Source organism: Burkholderia sp. CCA53, from assembly GCF_001685525.1.
Taxonomy (GTDB): domain Bacteria; phylum Pseudomonadota; class Gammaproteobacteria; order Burkholderiales; family Burkholderiaceae; genus Burkholderia; species Burkholderia multivorans.
On the sequence record NZ_BDDJ01000001.1, the window covers coordinates 1,406,812 to 1,424,000 of the forward strand.

Here is a 17,189-nt window from a genome sequence, read left to right on the forward strand (position 1 = left end):
CGGACGTCCGCCGCGCTCGCCGTACCGGCCGATCGCGATAAAAAAAGCCACGGAACGCAGGGTTCCGTGGCTTTTTCTTTGCGCCGCGCCGAGGGCGCGGCACACGCGCACGCTTACTTCGTGTTCACGTTCGCGGCGGCAACGGCCGTCATGTTGATGATCCGGCGCACGGTCGCGGCCGGCGTCAGGATGTGGACCGGCTTCGCCGCGCCGAGCAGGAACGGGCCGACCGTCACGCCTTCGCCGCCGACCATCTTCAGCAGGTTGTACGCGATGTTCGCCGCTTCGACGTTCGGCATGATCAGCAGGTTCGCTTCGCCCGACAGCGTCGTGCCCGGGAACGCGGCCTTGCGGACCGCTTCGGACAGCGCGGCGTCGCCGTGCATTTCACCGTCGACCTCGAGGTTCGGCGCACGTTCGACGATCAGCTTGCGGGCCTCGGCCATGCGGCGCGACGACGCCGACGGCGCGCTGCCGAAGTTCGAGTTCGACAGCAGCGCGGCCTTCGGCACGATCCCGAAGCGCTCGATCTCGGCCGCGGCCTGGATCGTCATGTCGGCGAGCTGTTCGGCGCTCGGCAGTTCGTTCACGTACGTGTCGCAGACGAACAGGTTGCGGCCCGGCAGCATCAGCAGGTTCATCGCCGCAAAGTGCTCGGCGCCCTTCGCGCGGCCCAGCACCTGCTCGATGAACTTCAGGTGGCTGTGGTACGTGTCGATCATCCCGCAGATCATCCCGTCCGCATCGCCCAGGTGCACGAGCATCGCGCCGATCAGCGTGTTGAACTTGCGCAGCGCGGCCTTCGCGACTTCGGGCGTCACGCCGTCGCGCGCGCCGATCTCGTGGTACGCCTGCCAGTAGCGGTGGTAGCGCGTGTCGTCTTCCGGATTGACGATCTCGAAGTCGACACCTGCCTTCAGCTTCGAGCCGATCTTCGCGAGGCGCATCTCGACGACCGACGGACGGCCGATGATGATCGGCTTCGCGATCTTCTCGAGCAGCACGAACTGCGCGGCGCGCAGCACGCGCTCGTCCTCGCCCTCGGCAAACACGATGCGTGCCGCGGCCTTCTTCGCGGTCGCGAACACCGGGCGCATCACCATGCCCGTGCGGTACACCGTTGCGCCGAGTTGTTCGCGGTATGCGTCCATGTCCTGGATCGGACGCGTCGCGACGCCCGAATCCATCGCGGCCTGCGCGACGGCCGGCGCGATCTTGATGATCAGGCGCGGATCGAACGGCTTCGGAATCAGGTATTCCGGCCCGAATTCGAGCGAATGGCCTTCATACGCCTTCGCGACTTCCTCGCTCTGGTCGGTTTCCTGCGCCAGCTCCGCGATCGCGCGCACGCAGGCGAGCTTCATCTCTTCCGTGATCGTCGTCGCGCCGACGTCGAGCGCGCCGCGGAAGATGAACGGGAAGCACAGCACGTTGTTGACCTGGTTCGGGTAGTCCGAACGGCCGGTCGCGACGATCGCGTCCGGGCGCACGGCCTTCGCGTCTTCCGGGCGGATTTCGGGCTCCGGGTTCGCGAGCGCGAGGATCAGCGGCTTGTCGGCCATCGCCTTGACCATGTCCTGCTTCAGCACGCCTGCGCTCGAGCAGCCGAGGAACACGTCCGCGCCGACGATCGCGTCGGCGAGCGTGCGCGCGTCGGTCGTCGCCGCGTAGCGCTGCTTCGACGGATCGAGATTGCCGCGCCCTTCGTAGATCACGCCCTTCGAGTCGGTCACGAGGATGTTCGACTTCGTGAGCCCGAGGTTCACGAGCAGGTCCAGACACGCGATCGCCGCGGCGCCGGCGCCCGAGCACACGAGCTTCACGTCCGCGAGGTTCTTGCCGACGACCTTCAGGCCGTTCAGGATCGCGGCCGATGCGATGATCGCGGTGCCGTGCTGGTCGTCGTGGAAGACGGGAATCTTCATGCGCTCGCGCAGCTTCTGCTCGATGTAGAAGCATTCCGGCGCCTTGATGTCCTCGAGGTTGATGCCGCCGAGCGTCGGCTCCAGCATCGCGATCGCTTCGACGAGCTTGTCGGGGTCGGATTCCGAGAGTTCGATGTCGAATACGTCGATGCCGGCGAACTTCTTGAACAGGCAGCCCTTGCCTTCCATCACCGGCTTCGCGGCCAGCGGGCCGATGTTGCCGAGCCCGAGCACGGCCGTGCCGTTCGTCACGACGCCGACGAGGTTGCCGCGCGACGTGTATTTCTGCGCGTCGAGCGGATCGGCGTGGATCGCCTCGCACGCGGCCGCGACGCCCGGCGAATACGCGAGCGAGAGGTCGAGCTGATTCGACAGCGGCTTGGTCGGCGTGACCGAAATCTTGCCGGGTTTCGGGTTCTGGTGATAGGCGAGAGCGGCCTGCTTCAGTTGTTCGTCCATGATTGACCTGCGAGAGACATGCGAAATGTTGACGGTCCGGTACACAGCACCTTGAGCCGCGTCTGCGTGAATCGAGGGGATGGTCGACTGCGAGACGGCCGCGGCGCGCCGGATCGGCACGCCCTCGAACCTTGGCGGGTGGCAAGAAGCAGATGCAAAGTACGGAACGATTTCTAAGGGTCGCCTAGTGTACACCCCCGAGAATGACGCGCGTTGCTGCGCCACGGCATGCCCGCCATCAGCCGCCGGCGCGGGCGGCCCGCTTGTTTCACGGGTGGCGAGCAGTCGGGCGAACCTGCGCGAATTCCGCCGAAAACCGCCCTGAATCGGGTAAAATTGCGGGCTACGCGCGCAGCGGTGCGATCGGCCTCCCGGTCGCGCCCGGCTCCCGGCCGGGTTCCCCTTGCTGCGCCACCGGGCCCGCGCCCGCTCCTCGCTCATCACCCAAGGAATGCCCATGACAGGCTACGATCGTCAGTCGATCTCGGATACGACCGCCAAAATCCTGCTCGAAGTGCAGGCGGTGCACTTCAACGCCGAAAAACCGTTCATCTTCACGTCGGGCTGGGCGAGCCCCGTCTATATCGACTGCCGCAAGCTGATCTCGTATCCGCGCGTGCGTCGTGCGCTGATGGAAATGGCGGAAACGACGATCATGCGCGACGTCGGCTTCGAGCAGATCGACTCGGTGGCGGGCGGCGAGACGGCCGGCATCCCGTTCGCGGCGTGGATCGCCGACCGGATGATGCTGCCGATGCAGTACGTGCGCAAAAAGCCGAAGGGTTTCGGCCGCAACGCGCAGATCGAGGGTCATCTGGAAGAAGGCTCGCGCGTGCTGCTCGTCGAGGATCTGACGACCGACAGCCGCAGCAAGATCAATTTCGTGAACGCGCTGCGCACGGCCGGCGCGAAGGTCAATCACTGCTTCGTGCTGTTTCACTACAACATCTTCAAGGAAAGCGTGTCGGTCCTGAAGGACATCGACGTCGACCTGCACGCGCTCGCGACCTGGTGGGACGTGCTGCGCGTCGCGAAGGCATCGGGCTACTTCGAGACGAAGACGCTCGACGAAGTCGAGAAATTCCTGCACGCGCCGGCCGAGTGGTCGGCCGCGCACGGCGGCGCGACGGGCGCCCAGGAGTAATGCTGCGCCGGCGCCGATGCCGGTACGCCGCACACACGAACCGCTCGCGATCGCGAGCGGTTTTTTTTCGTCCGTACGTGCCGTGCGTCACGGCGTGGCATCCGCTTCGTGCATCCAACCCCGAATGCTAGACTTCATGCGTCGCCGCCTGCCCTTGCGCCGGCCACGCACACACCAACAATGCCGGGCCGCTCGGCCCGCGCCACGTGACGGGAGAAGCGCCATATGCGTGTCGATCGCCGGATCGCTCCGCCTGCGCCATCGGGTCGTCCGCGTGCGTTCGTCGTCACCGCCGCCTGCGCGATGCTGGCCTGCGCGTTCGCGCATGCGCAAGCGCCGTTCACCGTATCGAGCGACGATCTGACGCCGGGCGGCCGCGTCGGCACCGCGAACCTGTTCGATCGCGGCGACTGCAAGGGCGAGAACCGTTCGCCGCAGCTGAGCTGGCGCAATCCGCCGCCCGGCACGCGAGGCTACGCCGTCACGATGTTCGACCCAGACGCGCCGGGCCGCGGCTGGTGGCACTGGGCCGTGACCGGCATTCCGCGTACCGTCACGAGCCTGCCGGCCGACGCGAGCGCGTCCGGGTTCCTGCGGCGCATCGGGGCGAGCGAGGCGCGCAACGACTTCGGCACCGACGGCTACGGCGGCCCGTGCCCGCCGCCCGGCAGGCCGCATCGCTACGTGATCACCGTCTATGCGCTGAAGGCGACCGACCTGCGCGTCGCGCAAGGCCGGCCGGCGCCGATGTTCGAGCACGAAATCGGCACGGAGACGATCGGCACCGCGCGGCTCGTCGTCCGCTACGGACAGTGACGCATCCGATGCCTTTCCGTCATGTCGGCTCGCTAGACTGCGTCTTGCCGCTTCGGGCGGCACGCCGCGCGGCGGTGACGGCGCCTGCGCGCCGCGCAGGCCGCTTTTTTTCCCCGGTGCGCTGCAGGTGCAGCGGATGACGTCTTAAAATGTCGGTTTTCGGGCCGCGGCGCCCCCGTTTCAGTGAGAGCGAAATGAGCACCAAAGTTTTTGTCGACGGTCAGGAAGGCACGACCGGCCTGAAGATCTTCGAATACCTGTCGGCGCGCAACGACATCGAAATCCTGCGGATCGACGAAGCGAAGCGCAAGGACGTCGACGAACGCCGCCGCCTGATCAACGCGTCCGACGTCACGTTCCTGTGCCTGCCCGACGTCGCGTCGCGCGAATCGGCGTCGCTCGTCGAGAATCCGGCCACGACGCTGATCGACGCGAGCACCGCATTCCGCACGCATGCCGACTGGGCGTACGGGCTGCCGGAACTCGCGCGCGGCCAGCGCGAGAAGATCCGCACGTCGAAGCGCATCGCGGTGCCGGGCTGCCACGCGTCGGCTTTCGTGCTCGCGATGCGCCCGCTCGTCGAGGCCGGCATCGTCGCACCGACGTTCGCCGCGCACAGCTATTCGATCACGGGCTACAGCGGCGGCGGCAAGTCGATGATCGCCGACTACGAGAACGCGGCGCCGGGCGGCAAGCTCGCGAGCCCGCGCGCGTATGCACTGGGCCTCACGCACAAGCACCTGCCCGAGATGGCCGCCCATACGGGCCTCGCGAACCCGCCGATCTTCACGCCGATCGTCGGCCCGTTCCTGAAGGGCCTCGCGGTGACGACGTACTTCACGCCCGAGCAGCTCGCGAAGCGCGCGACGCCGCAGGACGTGCAGCGCGTGTTCGCCGAGTACTACGCGGACGAACCGTTCGTGCGCGTCGCACCGTTCAACGCGGATGCGAACCTCGACGGCGGCTTCTTCGACGTGCAGGCGAACAACGACACGAACCGCGTCGACCTGTTCGTATTCGGCAACGAAGAGCGCTTCGTGACCGTCGCGCGACTCGACAACCTCGGCAAGGGCGCGTCGGGCGCCGCGATCCAGTGCATGAACATCAACATCGGCGCAGCCGAGGACACGGGCCTCAAGCGCTGATCGTCATCGCACGCGATGCAAAGCCGGCTTTTTTCATTCACGGCCGGCAATCAATAAAACGCGCGCGCCGGTATTTACAAATATTTACAAGCTTTCGATTAGCTCATTGCCGGTTAATTAATTTCGCGCGCCGCCGCTCTCCCTTTCATCCCGGATAGGGATAAACCGGATACCGTTCGCTTTAAACGCTTCGCGGCGACGTGCACAGCGGCGCAGACGCCCGACCGGCGTGGCGCCGAGCCGACTTCCTCGCCCTATCCCGCCGTCCCGCGCGTTTAAATTTCTTACCGCAGGCCTTATCCGTAAAGGGCTTTAAAAGCGCTTTTCGTTTCAATCGCCTTTTTTAGACGAGTTCGTCAATTGACAGCAAAAATCCACGCGGCGACATTAGCTCGCACAATTAAACGACTGGAGACAGCGGCATGTCGCACACCTTATCGAAGGGGGTGGCAACGGCCTTTGCCATTGCCCCTTTGCTGGTTGCCTGTGGCGGCGGAGATTCCGGCGGTTCGCTCGCGCCGATCGACGCGCCTCAATGCTCGGGCTCGAGCTGCGGCACGCAAGGGCCGCCACCGTCGCAGCCGGTGAACGGCGCGCTGTGCCCGGCGAACGCCGATATCGTGAAGAGCACGTATCTCGGCGGCGCGGGCAGCGGCGAGATCGTCAGCGTGAACATCGATGCGGTCGCAATGACCTACACGCTCAAGTGGCTCGAATCGCCGATCCCGCTGAAAACGGGCACCGTCACGCCGAGCCGCGCCGGCACGACGATCACCGGCAAGGTCGTGCATCCGCCCGCGGGCACGCTGCCGACGGCCGAACAGACACGCTGCGCCTTCGTCCTGACGCCCGGCACCGGCACCGCAGCGGACGGCTCGACCTACTCGACCGCCGCCGACTTCAACCAGGCGAACCCGCCGATGCTGCTGGTCGGTATGGGCGTCGCGGGCGGCGGCATTCCGGGTGCGACGGTGCAGTACGACGGGCTCACGATCGTTCCGGTGATCGCCGAGAACGTCGGCAAGGTGCCGAACCGCCACTTCGACTTCTATCCGTTCCTCGGCTTCGCGAGCACGACGACCGATCTGTCGAAGCTGCCGGGCACCTATAACGCGCTGATCTACCACCTCGTGCCGTCCGGCAACTACGCGACGAAGGGCACGAATTCGAGCGAGACGTTCGACGCGAACGGCGCATGCACGTCGACGTCGGGCAGCTGCCAGACGACCGGCAATCCCTGGACCGTAAATGCCGCGAACGGCGGCTACCTCGATAGCAAGAACGCCCCGCAGATCCTGCCGCAAACGCAGCTGCCGATCGTCGGCGCGACCGGCAAGTCGGCCACCGCGCACATGGTGATCGGCCAGCTCAACGGCGCGACGGTGCCGGTGATCGTGCGGACGGGCGACGTGAATCTCGGCTCGCCGCCGCTGCATACCGACGCCAAGGTCGACGACGAATCGGGCATCGCGGTGCTCGGCGCGGCGAGCACGATCCAGTCGGGCGCGATCGACGGCGGCTACGCAGGCGCGGACTCGAACTTCAAGTACACGGCTGCGCTGATCCGCGGCAGCAACGCATCGTTCATCAATCCGTCCACGCAGGCCGAGGAAGACGGCTTCACGCTCGACTACGGCCAGTCGACGCCGGGCCTGCTGGCCGCGACGACGACGCCGGCGAGCGGCGCGAGCTATCCGTCCGCGTCGGGCGTCGTGATCGCGACGGGCGGGCTGTACGCGGCGCTCGTACAGGGCACGGTGAACGGCGGCGTCACGTCGACGTCGGCGAACGCGACGACGTCGTCGGCACCGTACTTCGGCGTGGGCGCGCAGATCAGCAAGTAGCGGTCGGGGACGCGGCGGCGCATGCACGCCGCCGCGCGACGCACGAAGGCGCCCGGCACGGCGCCGGCAGCACGAGCACAAGCAACAGAAGCGGTCGACAGGGAGCCGGCCGCCGTACAAGACAAATCCGGAGGAGCAACATGAAGCGCAACCTCGTTCTGGCGGCGGCCTTTGCCGCCCCCCTTCTTTCGGCCTGCGGCGGCGGCGGCGACGGCGACAATCCGCCGCCGCTCGTCGAGGAGCGGCTCTGCCCCGCGACGCTCGACTACAACACCGTCTACACGGGCGGCGCGGGCAGCGGCGAACTCGTGAAGCTTCAGCTCGACACGACGAAGATGACCTGGCAGGTCACGTACATCGAATCGCCGGTGCCGCGCACGACGGGCACGGTGACGCCGACGCGCGCGGGCACCGTCGACAGCGGCACGCTGACGCAGGAAACGCTGCTGCCGACCAACAAGCTGAATCAGTGCGCATTCCGGCTGAACGGCGCGAGCCTCGACGCGTCGCGCCCGGCGCGCATCTTCGTCGGCTACGGCGTGGCGGGCGGCACGATTCCCGGCAAGGAGATCCAGTTCGGCGGCGTGCTCGGCCAGGCCGCGGTGCCCGACACGAAATTCCCGTACTACCCGTTCATCGGCTTCTCGCAGATCGAGACGAACATTGCCAACGTGGCCGGCACATACAGCCACGTCGGCTTCGGCGAAGTGCCGTCGCAGAACTTCGCGCCGGTGTCGATCGACGCGAAGGTGACGATCAACGCCGACGGCACGTGGAGCAAGTGCGATTCGACCGGCCAGTTCGCGGGCGGCGCCTGCGTGCAGCGCGGCACGAACTTCGTGCAGTCGGCCGACGGCAGCGGCGCGTTCGAGACCGACCACTATCAGAGCCAGATCAAGCCGACGCTGTCGGCGACGCCGCAAGGCAAGGGCTTCATGGTCGTCGGCAAGCTGCGCAACCAGCTCGTGCCGATCCTCGTGCGCACGGGCGTCGCGAACCCGAACCCGACACCCGACAGCAACGGCGTGCCGGGCCTCACCGCCGACGACGAGTCGAGCATTTCGATCCTCGCCCCGCAGACGGCCGTGTCGGTCGGCTCCCAGAACGGCGAGTACATCGGCGTCGACAGCCAGTTCGACTATCGGACGACGGCGCTGATCAACACGCAGGCGACGCTGCTCGATCCGTTCCAGCCGTCGCAGGCGTCGCTCGCGACCGCGCTCGACCTCGACTACACGCAGAAGGTGCCGGGCACGGTCACGACGATCCATACGGGCTCGGGCAGCACGTCGCCGACCGGCAAGTTCATCTTCACGGGCGGTGTGTTCGGCTTCCTCGACAACGCGGGTTCGACGCCGTATTTCACGATCGGCGCGTTCGTCCAGTAAGCGGAGGCTGCCGTGATGAAGAAGACCTTCCTGTGCGCGGCGGCCGGCGCCGCCGCGCTGGCGCCGCTCGCGGCCCACGCACAGAGCGCCGGCAGCAACGTCGTCACGCTCGGCTGGTTCCACGTGATGCCGCAGCAGAGCAGCACGCCGATGACAACCAATGTCGCGCCGACGCCGATCAACACGCCGCTGCGGCTGCCGCCTTCGTTCACGTCGCCCGGCACCGGGCTGCACACGAGCGGCGCGGACACCGTCGGGCTGACGGTCAGCCACTTTCTGACCGACCACATCGCGGTCACGTCGGTCGCCGGCGTACCGCCGGTGTTCAAGGTGTCGGGCAAAGGCACGATCAATCCGCCGGGCCCGGCCGGCGCACTCGGCACGCAGAACATCGGGATCGCGGCGGTCAATCCGATCGTGAAAAGCGTGCGGCAATGGAGCCCCGCGGTGCTGCTGCAGTACTACTTCGGGCAGGCCACCGCGCGGTTCCGGCCGTTCCTCGGGCTCGGCGTGTCGTACAACTGGTTCAGCGACCTGCAGCTGAACTCGAACTTCATCAAGCAGACGCAGGACAACCTCGGCGCGATTCTCGCGGCAGGCGCCGGCAAGCCGGGCACGACATCCGTGGAAGCGAAGGCCTCGTCGTCATGGCAGCCGGTGTTCAACGCGGGCGTGCAGTACAACATGACCGAGCATTTCGGGTTGATCGCGTCGGTGACCTACATCCCGCTGAAGACGACGTCGACGGTGACGATCAAGGCGGCCGACGGTACGGTGCTCGCGGAATCGAAGTCGGAGCTGAAGGCCGATCCGATCATCAGCTACGTCGGGCTGACCTACAAGTTCTGATGCCCGGCCGCACCGGCGGCGGCGCAGCGGCTCGCCCGCGGCCGGCACGCAGGCAAAAAAAAGCCCGCCTTGAGAGGCGGGCTGAATCCATATCAGAGGAGACATGGAGGAGACAGGTGTAACTATAGCGAATCGATTTGCGCAGCGCAACATTTCCGTAGAGAAAATAAGGATTTTCCCTCGAATGGCGCCTCTAACGCCGTCCGGCGGGTGCTAGGCCGCCGCGCTTACACCCGACCCCGTTTCAATCTCCCGCGCCAGCACGGCGCCGAGCGCTTCCCGCAGCAGCGCGGCGGGCCGCATCAGCCGGCCCGGCAACGCGCCGTGCACCATCCAGACGCCGATCCGCGTATCGAGCCCGTCGGTCGGCACGATCTTCAGCGCGTCGCGATGCGCGCTGCGCGCGAGCGCGTTCGGCGGCGCGATGCCGATCCCCGCGCCGCGCGCCACCAGCGACAACTGCAGCTCCGAGCCGAACGCCTCGACCGCGACGTCGAACGGCAGCCCGGCCGCGCCGAGCGCTCGGCTCAGCGCCGAACGCATCCCGCAGCCGTCCTGGCTCAGCACCCACGGAAAACGCGACAGCGCGTCGAGCGTCAGCGGCCCCTCCGGCAGCGGAAACTCGCGTGCGGCGACGAGCACGGTCGGCTGCGTGCCGAGCCGCGTTGCGCTCAGCGTGTCGGGCAGCGCCGTGCCGACCGGCACCATCACGGTCGCCATGTCGAGCGTGCCGCGCTCGACGCCCTGCAGCAGCGCCGGCGACCAGCCGGCCGTCACGCGCAGCGTGAGGCGCGGGAACGCTTCGCGCAGCCGGTCGATCGGCTGCTCGAGCGCCAGTTCGGACAGGAACGGCGGCACGCCGATCCGCAGTTCGCCGGTCGGCTCGCTATCCGGCGTGCCGGCCGCCAACAGTGCATCGACCGCACTCAGCACGTTGCGCGCGAGCACGTACACGTCGCGCCCGGCCGCGGTCGGCTTCAGCGGCTTGCTCTGCCGGTCGAGCAGCGGCACGCCGAGCAATGTTTCGAGGTTCTGCACGCGCCGCGTCAGCCCCGGCTGCGTCAGATGAAGCCGCGTGGCCGCGGCCACCATCGAGCCGCTGTCCACCACCGCGACGAACGCCTGGAGATCGCGTGTATTCAAAGCAAATTCGCATAATGATGTTAGAGATATTTCAATTGTCGCATAACGTGACGCCGCCTAGGATGGGGTTTCCTTCAACTATTCCGGTGGCCCTTCCATGAACTGCCCTGCCCCTGCCCGTCCCGGCGCCGCGCGCGCGGCGCACGACGCCCGGCCGACGTTGAGCGCCGGCATGACGCTCTTCTTCGCGGCGACGGTCGGCGTGATCGTGATCGACCTGTTCGCCGCGCAACCGCTGACGGGCCCGATCAGCGCCGACCTGCAGCTGCCCGCGAGCCTCGCCGGGCTCGTCGCGATGCTGCCGCAGCTCGGCTACGCGGCCGGGCTCGCGCTGCTCGTGCCGCTTGTCGATCTGCTCGAGAACCGCCGCGTGATCGTGGCGACGCTCGCCGTATGCGCGGCGATGCTCGCGCTGCCGGCCATCACGCACTCGGGTACGGTGTTTCTGTGCGCGACGCTGATCGCGGGCGCCGCGTCGAGCGTGATCCAGATGCTCGTGCCGATGGCGGCGTCGATGGCGCCGGAAGCGCAGCGCGGGCGCGCCGTCGGCAACGTGATGAGCGGGTTGATGCTCGGCATTCTGCTGTCGCGGCCGCTCGCGAGCCTGATCGCGGGCTCGATCGGCTGGCGCGCGTTCTATGCGCTCGCCGCCGCGGCCGACGTCGCGATCGCAGCCGTGCTGGCGCTGCGACTGCCGACACGCACACCGCCCGTCACGGCGAGCTACCGCGCGCTGCTGGCATCGATGGGACGGCTGCTCGCCGACGAACCCGTGCTGCGGCGGCATGCGCTGTCGGCCGCGCTCGCGATGGCGGCGTTCAGCGCGTTCTGGACGGCGATCGGATTGCGGCTCGCGCAGCCGCCGTTCGGCCTCGACCTGCATGGAATCGCGCTGTTCGCGTTCGCCGGCGCGAGCGGCGCGATCGTCACGCCGCTCGCCGGTCGCGCGGGCGACAGCGGGCGCGGGCCGCTCGCGCAGCGCGCCGCGTTCGGCGCCATGCTCGCGGCGCTCGTCGTGCTCGGCATCGCGGGCGCCGGCTGGCTCGGCTTCGACGCGCACGCGCAGCGCGGCCTCGCGCTGGCGCTGCTGGCCGGCGGCGCGGCGCTGCTCGATGCGGGCGTGATCGTCGACCAGACGCTCGGCCGCCGCGCGATCAACCTGCTGAATCCGGCCGCGCGCGGGCGCCTGAACGGCCTCTTCGTCGGGCTGTTCTTCGTCGGCGGCGCGATCGGCGCGGCCCTCGCGGGCAGCGCATGGGCCTGGGGCGGCTGGAGCGCCGTGTGCACGGTCGCGCTCGTCTTCGCCGGCGCATCGGGCCTGGCCGGGCGCTCCGCCGTGCGCGTGACCGGCCGCGCGGCGCTGCCCGACACGCAGGCCAGAAAGACGAACGCCCCGCCCTCTGGCGAGGCACGGGGCGTCCGGTGTGGGGCGTTCGGCGCGCGGCGGCGGCGCGAATCAGTGACGGACCAGCGCCATCATCGCGCCGAAGCCGACGAACAGTCCGCCCGTCAGCCGGTTGAAGATCTTCGCGACGCTGCGGCTTTTCAGCGTCGCGCCGATGCGCGTGCCGAACGACGCATAGACGAGATACCAGCTGACCTCGATCACCGCGAACGTGACGACGAGGATGCCGAACTGCGGCAGCGTCGGCTCGGCCGCGTTGATGAACTGCGGCAGCAGCGCGGCCGCGAACAGGATCGCCTTCGGGTTGCTGCCCGCCACCAGGAAGCCGTTGCGGAACAGCGCCCAGCGCGACGCATTGGCCGCATGGCGCAGCGCGGGCTCGGCATCGGCGGCCGGCACGTCGTCGGCGCTTGCGCGCCACGCCTTCACGCCGAGGTAGATCAGATAGGCGGCGCCCGCGAAGCGCAGCGCGTTGAACATCGCGGGCCACGCCTCGAGGAACACGCCGAGGCCCGCTGCCGACACCGACAGCATCAGCACGAGCGCGCTCAGACAGCCGGCCATCGTCGCCGCCGAGCGCCGCAGGCCGTGGCGCGCACCGTGTGTCATCACCAGCAGCATGTTCGGTCCGGGAATCGCCGACACGACGAACACCGTCGCCACGAAAAGCCACCAGGTATGCAGGTTCATTGCGCGCCTCTGCGTGAAGTCGTCAAAACGAAACGTCGATTATGCCGTGCGCGCGACGCCGCTGTCGCGCGCGCCCTCAACGGGCCGCGCGGCGCAGTGCCGCGTCGCCGAGCGCGGCGAAGTCGAGATCGCCGCCGCCGTGCGCGAGCACGTCGAGCAGGCTGTCGCGCACGACGCTCGCGACCGGCAGCGGCACCGACGCCGCGTCGCCGGCTTCGAGCGCGAGCCGCACGTCCTTCAGCCCGAGCCGCGCCTTGAAGCGCGCGGGCTCGTAGCGGCGTTCGGCGATCATCGCGCCGTAGCCTTCGTAGACCGGCCCCGGAAACACGCTGTGCGTGATCACGTCGAGGAAGTCGCGCATCGCGACGCCGTGCGCGCCGAGCAGCGCCGACGCCTCGCCGAGCGTCTCGATCGCCGAGGCGAGCGTGAAGTTCGCCGCGATCTTCGCGACGTTCGCGTGCTGCGGCAGCGACCCGAAACGCCAGGTCTTCTGGCCGATCGCATCGAACAGCGGCTGCACGCGGTCGATCGCCTCGGCCGGGCCGCCGGCCATGATCGTCAGGCGGCCGGCGGCCGCGACGTCGGGCCGGCCCATCACCGGCGCGGCGACGTACTGCAGGCCGCGCGACGCATGCGCGTGCGCGAGCGATTCCGCGAGCGCGACCGATATCGTCGCCATGTTCACGTGGATCAAGCCGCGCGGCGCCTGCGCGAGCAGCGCGTCGTCGAACACGGCGCGCGCGGCGGCGTCGTCGGCCAGCATCGAAAACACCGCGTCGCCGCGAAACGCGTCGGCCGGCGCATCGACGATCCGGGCGCCGAGCTCCGCCAGCGGCGCCGCGCGATCGCGCGAGCGGTTCCACACGCGCACCGTATGTCCGGCCTTCAGCAGGTTCGTCGCGATTGCCTGCCCCATTTCGCCCAGCCCGATAAATCCGAGATCCATTGCCCGCTCCTTCGATCGTCAAGCCGCGAGTTAAACACAGATGCGTGCAACGCGCAGCGCACGCCTCAGGCCTGACGGCGCACGCCGCACGCCGCGCGGCTCGCGATGCGATACTGCGCGGATGGCGACCGCGACCTTCCGCTTCCACGGCGAACTGAACGCGTTTCTCGCGCGCGAGCAGCGCGAGCGCGCGTTCGCGCATGCGTGCGCGCGCGACGCGACCGTCAAGCATGCGATCGAGGCGCTCGGCGTCCCGCATACGGAAATCGGCCGGCTATCGGTCAACGATGCGCCGGCCGCGCTCGAGCGGCGCGTCGACGACGGCGACCGCATCGACGTGTACCCGGAGCGCGCACGCGGCGCCGCGAGCGCGCCGCCGCCCGACGCCTGGCGCTTCGTCGCCGACGCCCATCTCGGCGGGCTCGCGCAGCTGCTGCGGCTCGCCGGTTTCGACACGCGCTACGACAACCACTTCCGCGACGACGAGATCGCGGCGCTCGCCGAGCGCGAGGGCCGCATCGTGCTGACGCGCGACCGCGAGCTGCTGAAGCGCCGCGCGATCGTGCGCGGCTGCTACGTCCATGCGCAGCAGCCGGCCGAGCAGTTGCGCGAGCTGTTCGCGCGGCTCGATCTCGCGCCGCACATGCAGCCGTTCCGGCTCTGCCTGCGCTGCAACGCGCCACTGCATGCGCTCGACGCCGCGGCGGCCGCGCCGCGCGTGCCGCCCGGCGTGCGGCAGCGGCACCGGCGCTTCGCCGCGTGCGACGTGTGCCGGCGCGTGTTCTGGGAAGGCTCGCACTGGCGGCGCATGCAGGCGCTCGTCGAGGCGATGCGCTCGCACCGCGCCGCGAGCGGCGGCTGAAAAAACAAAACCCCGTCTGCCGAAGCAAACGGGGTTTCGCGACGGGGCCGGCCGCGCCGGCCTGCACCGCGTGCTTAGTTCTGCGTGCCTGCGTCGTTCGTGCCGGCTGCCGAAGCCGCTGCGGCCTTCGCCTTGCCCTTTGCCGAACCGTGGTGCTTCAGCTGGTGCTTCGGCTTGCTGTGATCCTTCTTCTTGGCCGGTGCCGGGGCCGAAGCCGACGTGTCGGCGGCCGGCGCGGAAGCCTGTGCGAATGCCGAAACCGATGCGAGAGCGAATGCTGCGGTCATGATCGAAGCGAGCGTCTTCTTCATTGTTCTTCCTTTAGCGGAGAAAAAATTCAAACGTACCGGTACGAAAAGATGCGAGGCATCCGCATCGGAGCGTCAGTCGCGCCGGCCGGCTTGCACCGTTCCGCCGCACTGGAATCCTGACGCACTGGCTCGATAACGCACCGGCTTCGCGGCCAGTTGACACGTGCGCGGCGTTTACCGGGTTTTCCCGGGGGCACACGCGCGGGCACCGGCCGCATGCCGGCGAACCGGTGCGCCGGCCGTGCGCGGCGACGCTATACTGAGCGACCTTCCGTCCCTTTCCCGGACACGCTCCCGGCACCGGACCGCGGCCCCGAGACGGCCGCCAAGAGGCACCCAATTGCCCGATCACAATCTGGACAAGCTGAAGATCGACCGAGGCCCGATCGCAGCGCCGCGCCGGCGACGCTGGGTTCGCTATGCGGCGGCCGCCGCGCTCGCCCTCGTCGCGCTCGCCATAGGCCTCGCCGTCACACGCCGGCCGACCGTCGACACGACGGCCGTCACGTCCGCGTATCCCTATCAGAACGACACGCAACTGAACGCGACCGGCTACGTGGTTCCGCAGCGCAAGGCGGCCGTCGCATCGAAGGGCCAGGGACGCGTCGAATGGCTCGGCGTGCTCGAGGGCACGCGCGTGAAGAAGGACGAAATCATTGCGCGGCTCGAAAGCCGCGACGTCGAAGCGTCGCTCGCGCAGGCGCTTGCCCAGGTGAAGGTGGCACGCGCGAACCTCGGCGTGCAGCAGGCCGAGCTGAAGGATGCCGAGATCGCGCTGCGCCGCACCGCGGCGCTCGCGCCGCGCGGCGCCGTGCCGGCTGCGCAGCTCGACACCGACACCGCGCGCGTCAACAAGGCGCGCGCGTCGGTGAACAGCGGCGAGGCCGCCGTCGCGTCGGCCGAAGCGAATGCCCGCGCCGCGCAGGTCGCCGTCGACCAGACGGTGATCCGCGCGCCGTTCGACGGGATCGTGCTGGCGAAGCACGCGAACGTCGGCGACAACATCACGCCGTTCTCGTCCGCATCGGACAGCAAGGGCGCGGTCGTGACGATCGCCGACATGGATACGCTCGAAGTCGAGGCCGACGTCGCCGAATCGAACATCGCGAAGATCCGCGCCGGGCAGCCGTGCGAGATCCAGCTCGACGCGCTGCTCGACATGCGCTTCGCGGGCCGCGTGTCGCGGATCGTGCCGACCGTCGACCGCTCGAAGGCGACCGTGCTCGTGAAGGTGCGCTTTGTCGATCGCGACGACCGCGTGCTGCCCGACATGAGCGCGAAGATCGCGTTCCTGTCGAAGCCCGTCTCGGCGCAGGACCGCCAGCCGGTGACGGCCGTGCAGGCGAGCGCCGTCGTCGAGCGCGACGGCCGGCCGGTCGTGTTCGCGCTGCAGGACGACACCGTGCACGCGGTGCCCGTCGCGCGCGGCGCGCGCATCGGCGAGCTGGTCGCGGTGCGCGGCGTGAAGCCCGGCGACACGGTCGTGCTCGCGCCCGGCGCGGCGCTGAAGGACGGCGCGAAAGTGACCGTCGCGAAGAAGTAGCGTGAGCGCCGCACCGCCGCCCCTCGTCGAGATCCGCCACGTCGCGAAGTCGTACCGGCGCGGCAGCCAGATCGTGCCCGTGCTGACCGACATCACGCTCGGCATCGGCGAAGGCGACTTCGTCGCGCTGATGGGACCGTCCGGCTCCGGCAAGAGCACGCTGCTCAATCTCGTGGCCGGCATCGACCGGCCGGATGCCGGCGAACTGCGCGTCGGCGGGCTCGACATCACGCAGCTCGCGGAAGCGCAGCTCGCCGAATGGCGCGCGGCGAACGTCGGCTTCATCTTCCAGTTCTACAACCTGATGCCGGTGCTGACCGCGTTCGAGAACGTCGAGCTGCCGCTGATGCTGACGCCGCTGTCGCGCCGCGAACGGCGCGAGCGCGTCGAACTCGTGCTCGACATGGTGAATCTCGGCGAGCGGACCGCGCACTATCCGTCCGAGCTGTCGGGCGGCCAGCAGCAGCGCGTCGCGATCGCGCGCGCGCTGATCACCGATCCCGCGCTGATCGTCGCCGACGAGCCGACCGGCGATCTCGACCGCGCCTCGGCCACCGACGTGCTCGCGATGCTGCAGCGGCTGAACGCCGAACTCGGCAAGACGATCATCATGGTCACGCACGACGCGCATGCGGCCGCGGCCGCGAAATCGCTCGTGCATCTCGAAAAAGGGGAGCTGATCGATGGGCATGCCCGCTGACCGTTCGCCCCGGCGCGTG

At 68.7% G+C, this 17,189-nt stretch carries 14 protein-coding genes and 1 pseudogene; 10 read left to right on the forward strand and 5 right to left on the reverse strand.

Features of this window, described 5'->3' with window-relative positions:
- Positions 1-113: 113 nt before the first annotated feature.
- A complete protein-coding gene (locus BCR55_RS06600; RefSeq protein ID WP_006408265.1) occupies positions 114-2,384 on the reverse strand; it encodes an NADP-dependent malic enzyme in 2,271 nt (756 codons plus the stop codon).
- A gap of 457 nt (positions 2,385-2,841) precedes the next feature.
- On the opposite strand from BCR55_RS06600, the gene BCR55_RS06605 reads away from it, so the two are divergent.
- From BCR55_RS06605 to BCR55_RS06630, 6 genes are all read left to right on the forward strand, one after another.
- Positions 2,842-3,528 carry an orotate phosphoribosyltransferase gene (locus BCR55_RS06605; protein WP_006409709.1) on the forward strand — a complete coding sequence of 229 codons (687 nt, stop codon included), beginning with the start codon at positions 2,842-2,844 and terminating at the stop codon, positions 3,526-3,528.
- Between the two features lie 225 nt (positions 3,529-3,753).
- On the forward strand, positions 3,754-4,344 hold the full coding sequence (locus tag BCR55_RS06610; protein ID WP_006408263.1) for a YbhB/YbcL family Raf kinase inhibitor-like protein: 591 nt from the start codon (positions 3,754-3,756) through the stop codon (positions 4,342-4,344).
- A 194-nt stretch (positions 4,345-4,538) separates the two neighbouring features.
- Positions 4,539-5,489, forward strand: coding sequence for an N-acetyl-gamma-glutamyl-phosphate reductase (gene argC / locus BCR55_RS06615; RefSeq protein ID WP_006401315.1), 951 nt, complete (start codon positions 4,539-4,541; stop codon positions 5,487-5,489).
- A gap of 422 nt (positions 5,490-5,911) precedes the next feature.
- The gene (locus BCR55_RS06620; RefSeq protein ID WP_059936175.1) at positions 5,912-7,333 is read left to right on the forward strand and encodes a DUF2957 domain-containing protein; all 1,422 of its coding nucleotides are present in this window, start codon (positions 5,912-5,914) and stop codon (positions 7,331-7,333) included.
- 140 nt (positions 7,334-7,473) lie between these two features.
- On the forward strand, positions 7,474-8,721 hold the full coding sequence (locus BCR55_RS06625) for a DUF2957 domain-containing protein (protein ID WP_006401319.1): 1,248 nt from the start codon (positions 7,474-7,476) through the stop codon (positions 8,719-8,721).
- 15 nt (positions 8,722-8,736) lie between these two features.
- Complete coding sequence (locus tag BCR55_RS06630) at positions 8,737-9,570, forward strand: OmpW family protein (RefSeq protein ID WP_006408260.1); 834 nt, start codon at positions 8,737-8,739, stop codon at positions 9,568-9,570.
- 213 nt (positions 9,571-9,783) lie between these two features.
- Here the strand turns inward: BCR55_RS06630 and BCR55_RS06635 are convergent, their stop codons facing one another.
- Positions 9,784-10,713: a LysR family transcriptional regulator gene (locus BCR55_RS06635; protein ID WP_065494353.1), complete on the reverse strand. Its 930-nt coding sequence runs from the start codon at positions 10,711-10,713 to the stop codon at positions 9,784-9,786.
- A gap of 97 nt (positions 10,714-10,810) precedes the next feature.
- Here BCR55_RS06635 and BCR55_RS30295 point away from each other — a divergent pair.
- Positions 10,811-12,088 (forward strand): annotated as a pseudogene (locus tag BCR55_RS30295) (MFS transporter); the annotation flags it as partial.
- Positions 12,089-12,169: 81 nt separating this feature from the next.
- Here BCR55_RS30295 and BCR55_RS06650 read toward each other — a convergent pair.
- Both BCR55_RS06650 and BCR55_RS06655 read right to left on the reverse strand, forming a co-directional pair.
- Positions 12,170-12,808 carry a LysE family translocator gene (locus BCR55_RS06650; RefSeq protein WP_006401327.1) on the reverse strand — a complete coding sequence of 213 codons (639 nt, stop codon included), beginning with the start codon at positions 12,806-12,808 and terminating at the stop codon, positions 12,170-12,172.
- Positions 12,809-12,884: 76 nt separating this feature from the next.
- A complete protein-coding gene (locus BCR55_RS06655; protein WP_006401329.1) occupies positions 12,885-13,754 on the reverse strand; it encodes an NAD(P)-dependent oxidoreductase in 870 nt (289 codons plus the stop codon).
- Between the two features lie 121 nt (positions 13,755-13,875).
- On the opposite strand from BCR55_RS06655, the gene BCR55_RS06660 reads away from it, so the two are divergent.
- Positions 13,876-14,616, forward strand: coding sequence for a Mut7-C RNAse domain-containing protein (locus BCR55_RS06660; RefSeq protein WP_065494356.1), 741 nt, complete (start codon positions 13,876-13,878; stop codon positions 14,614-14,616).
- A 74-nt stretch (positions 14,617-14,690) separates the two neighbouring features.
- Here the strand turns inward: BCR55_RS06660 and BCR55_RS06665 are convergent, their stop codons facing one another.
- The gene (locus BCR55_RS06665; RefSeq protein ID WP_006413521.1) at positions 14,691-14,927 is read right to left on the reverse strand and encodes a hypothetical protein; all 237 of its coding nucleotides are present in this window, start codon (positions 14,925-14,927) and stop codon (positions 14,691-14,693) included.
- Between the two features lie 340 nt (positions 14,928-15,267).
- Between BCR55_RS06665 and BCR55_RS06670 the strand changes: the two genes are divergently transcribed.
- Positions 15,268-16,470, forward strand: coding sequence for an efflux RND transporter periplasmic adaptor subunit (locus BCR55_RS06670; protein WP_065494357.1), 1,203 nt, complete (start codon positions 15,268-15,270; stop codon positions 16,468-16,470).
- Position 16,471: 1 nt separating this feature from the next.
- Positions 16,472-17,170, forward strand: a complete 699-nt coding sequence (locus tag BCR55_RS06675) for an ABC transporter ATP-binding protein (protein WP_053296713.1) — start codon at positions 16,472-16,474, stop codon at positions 17,168-17,170.
- The last annotated feature ends 19 nt before the right edge of the window (positions 17,171-17,189 follow it).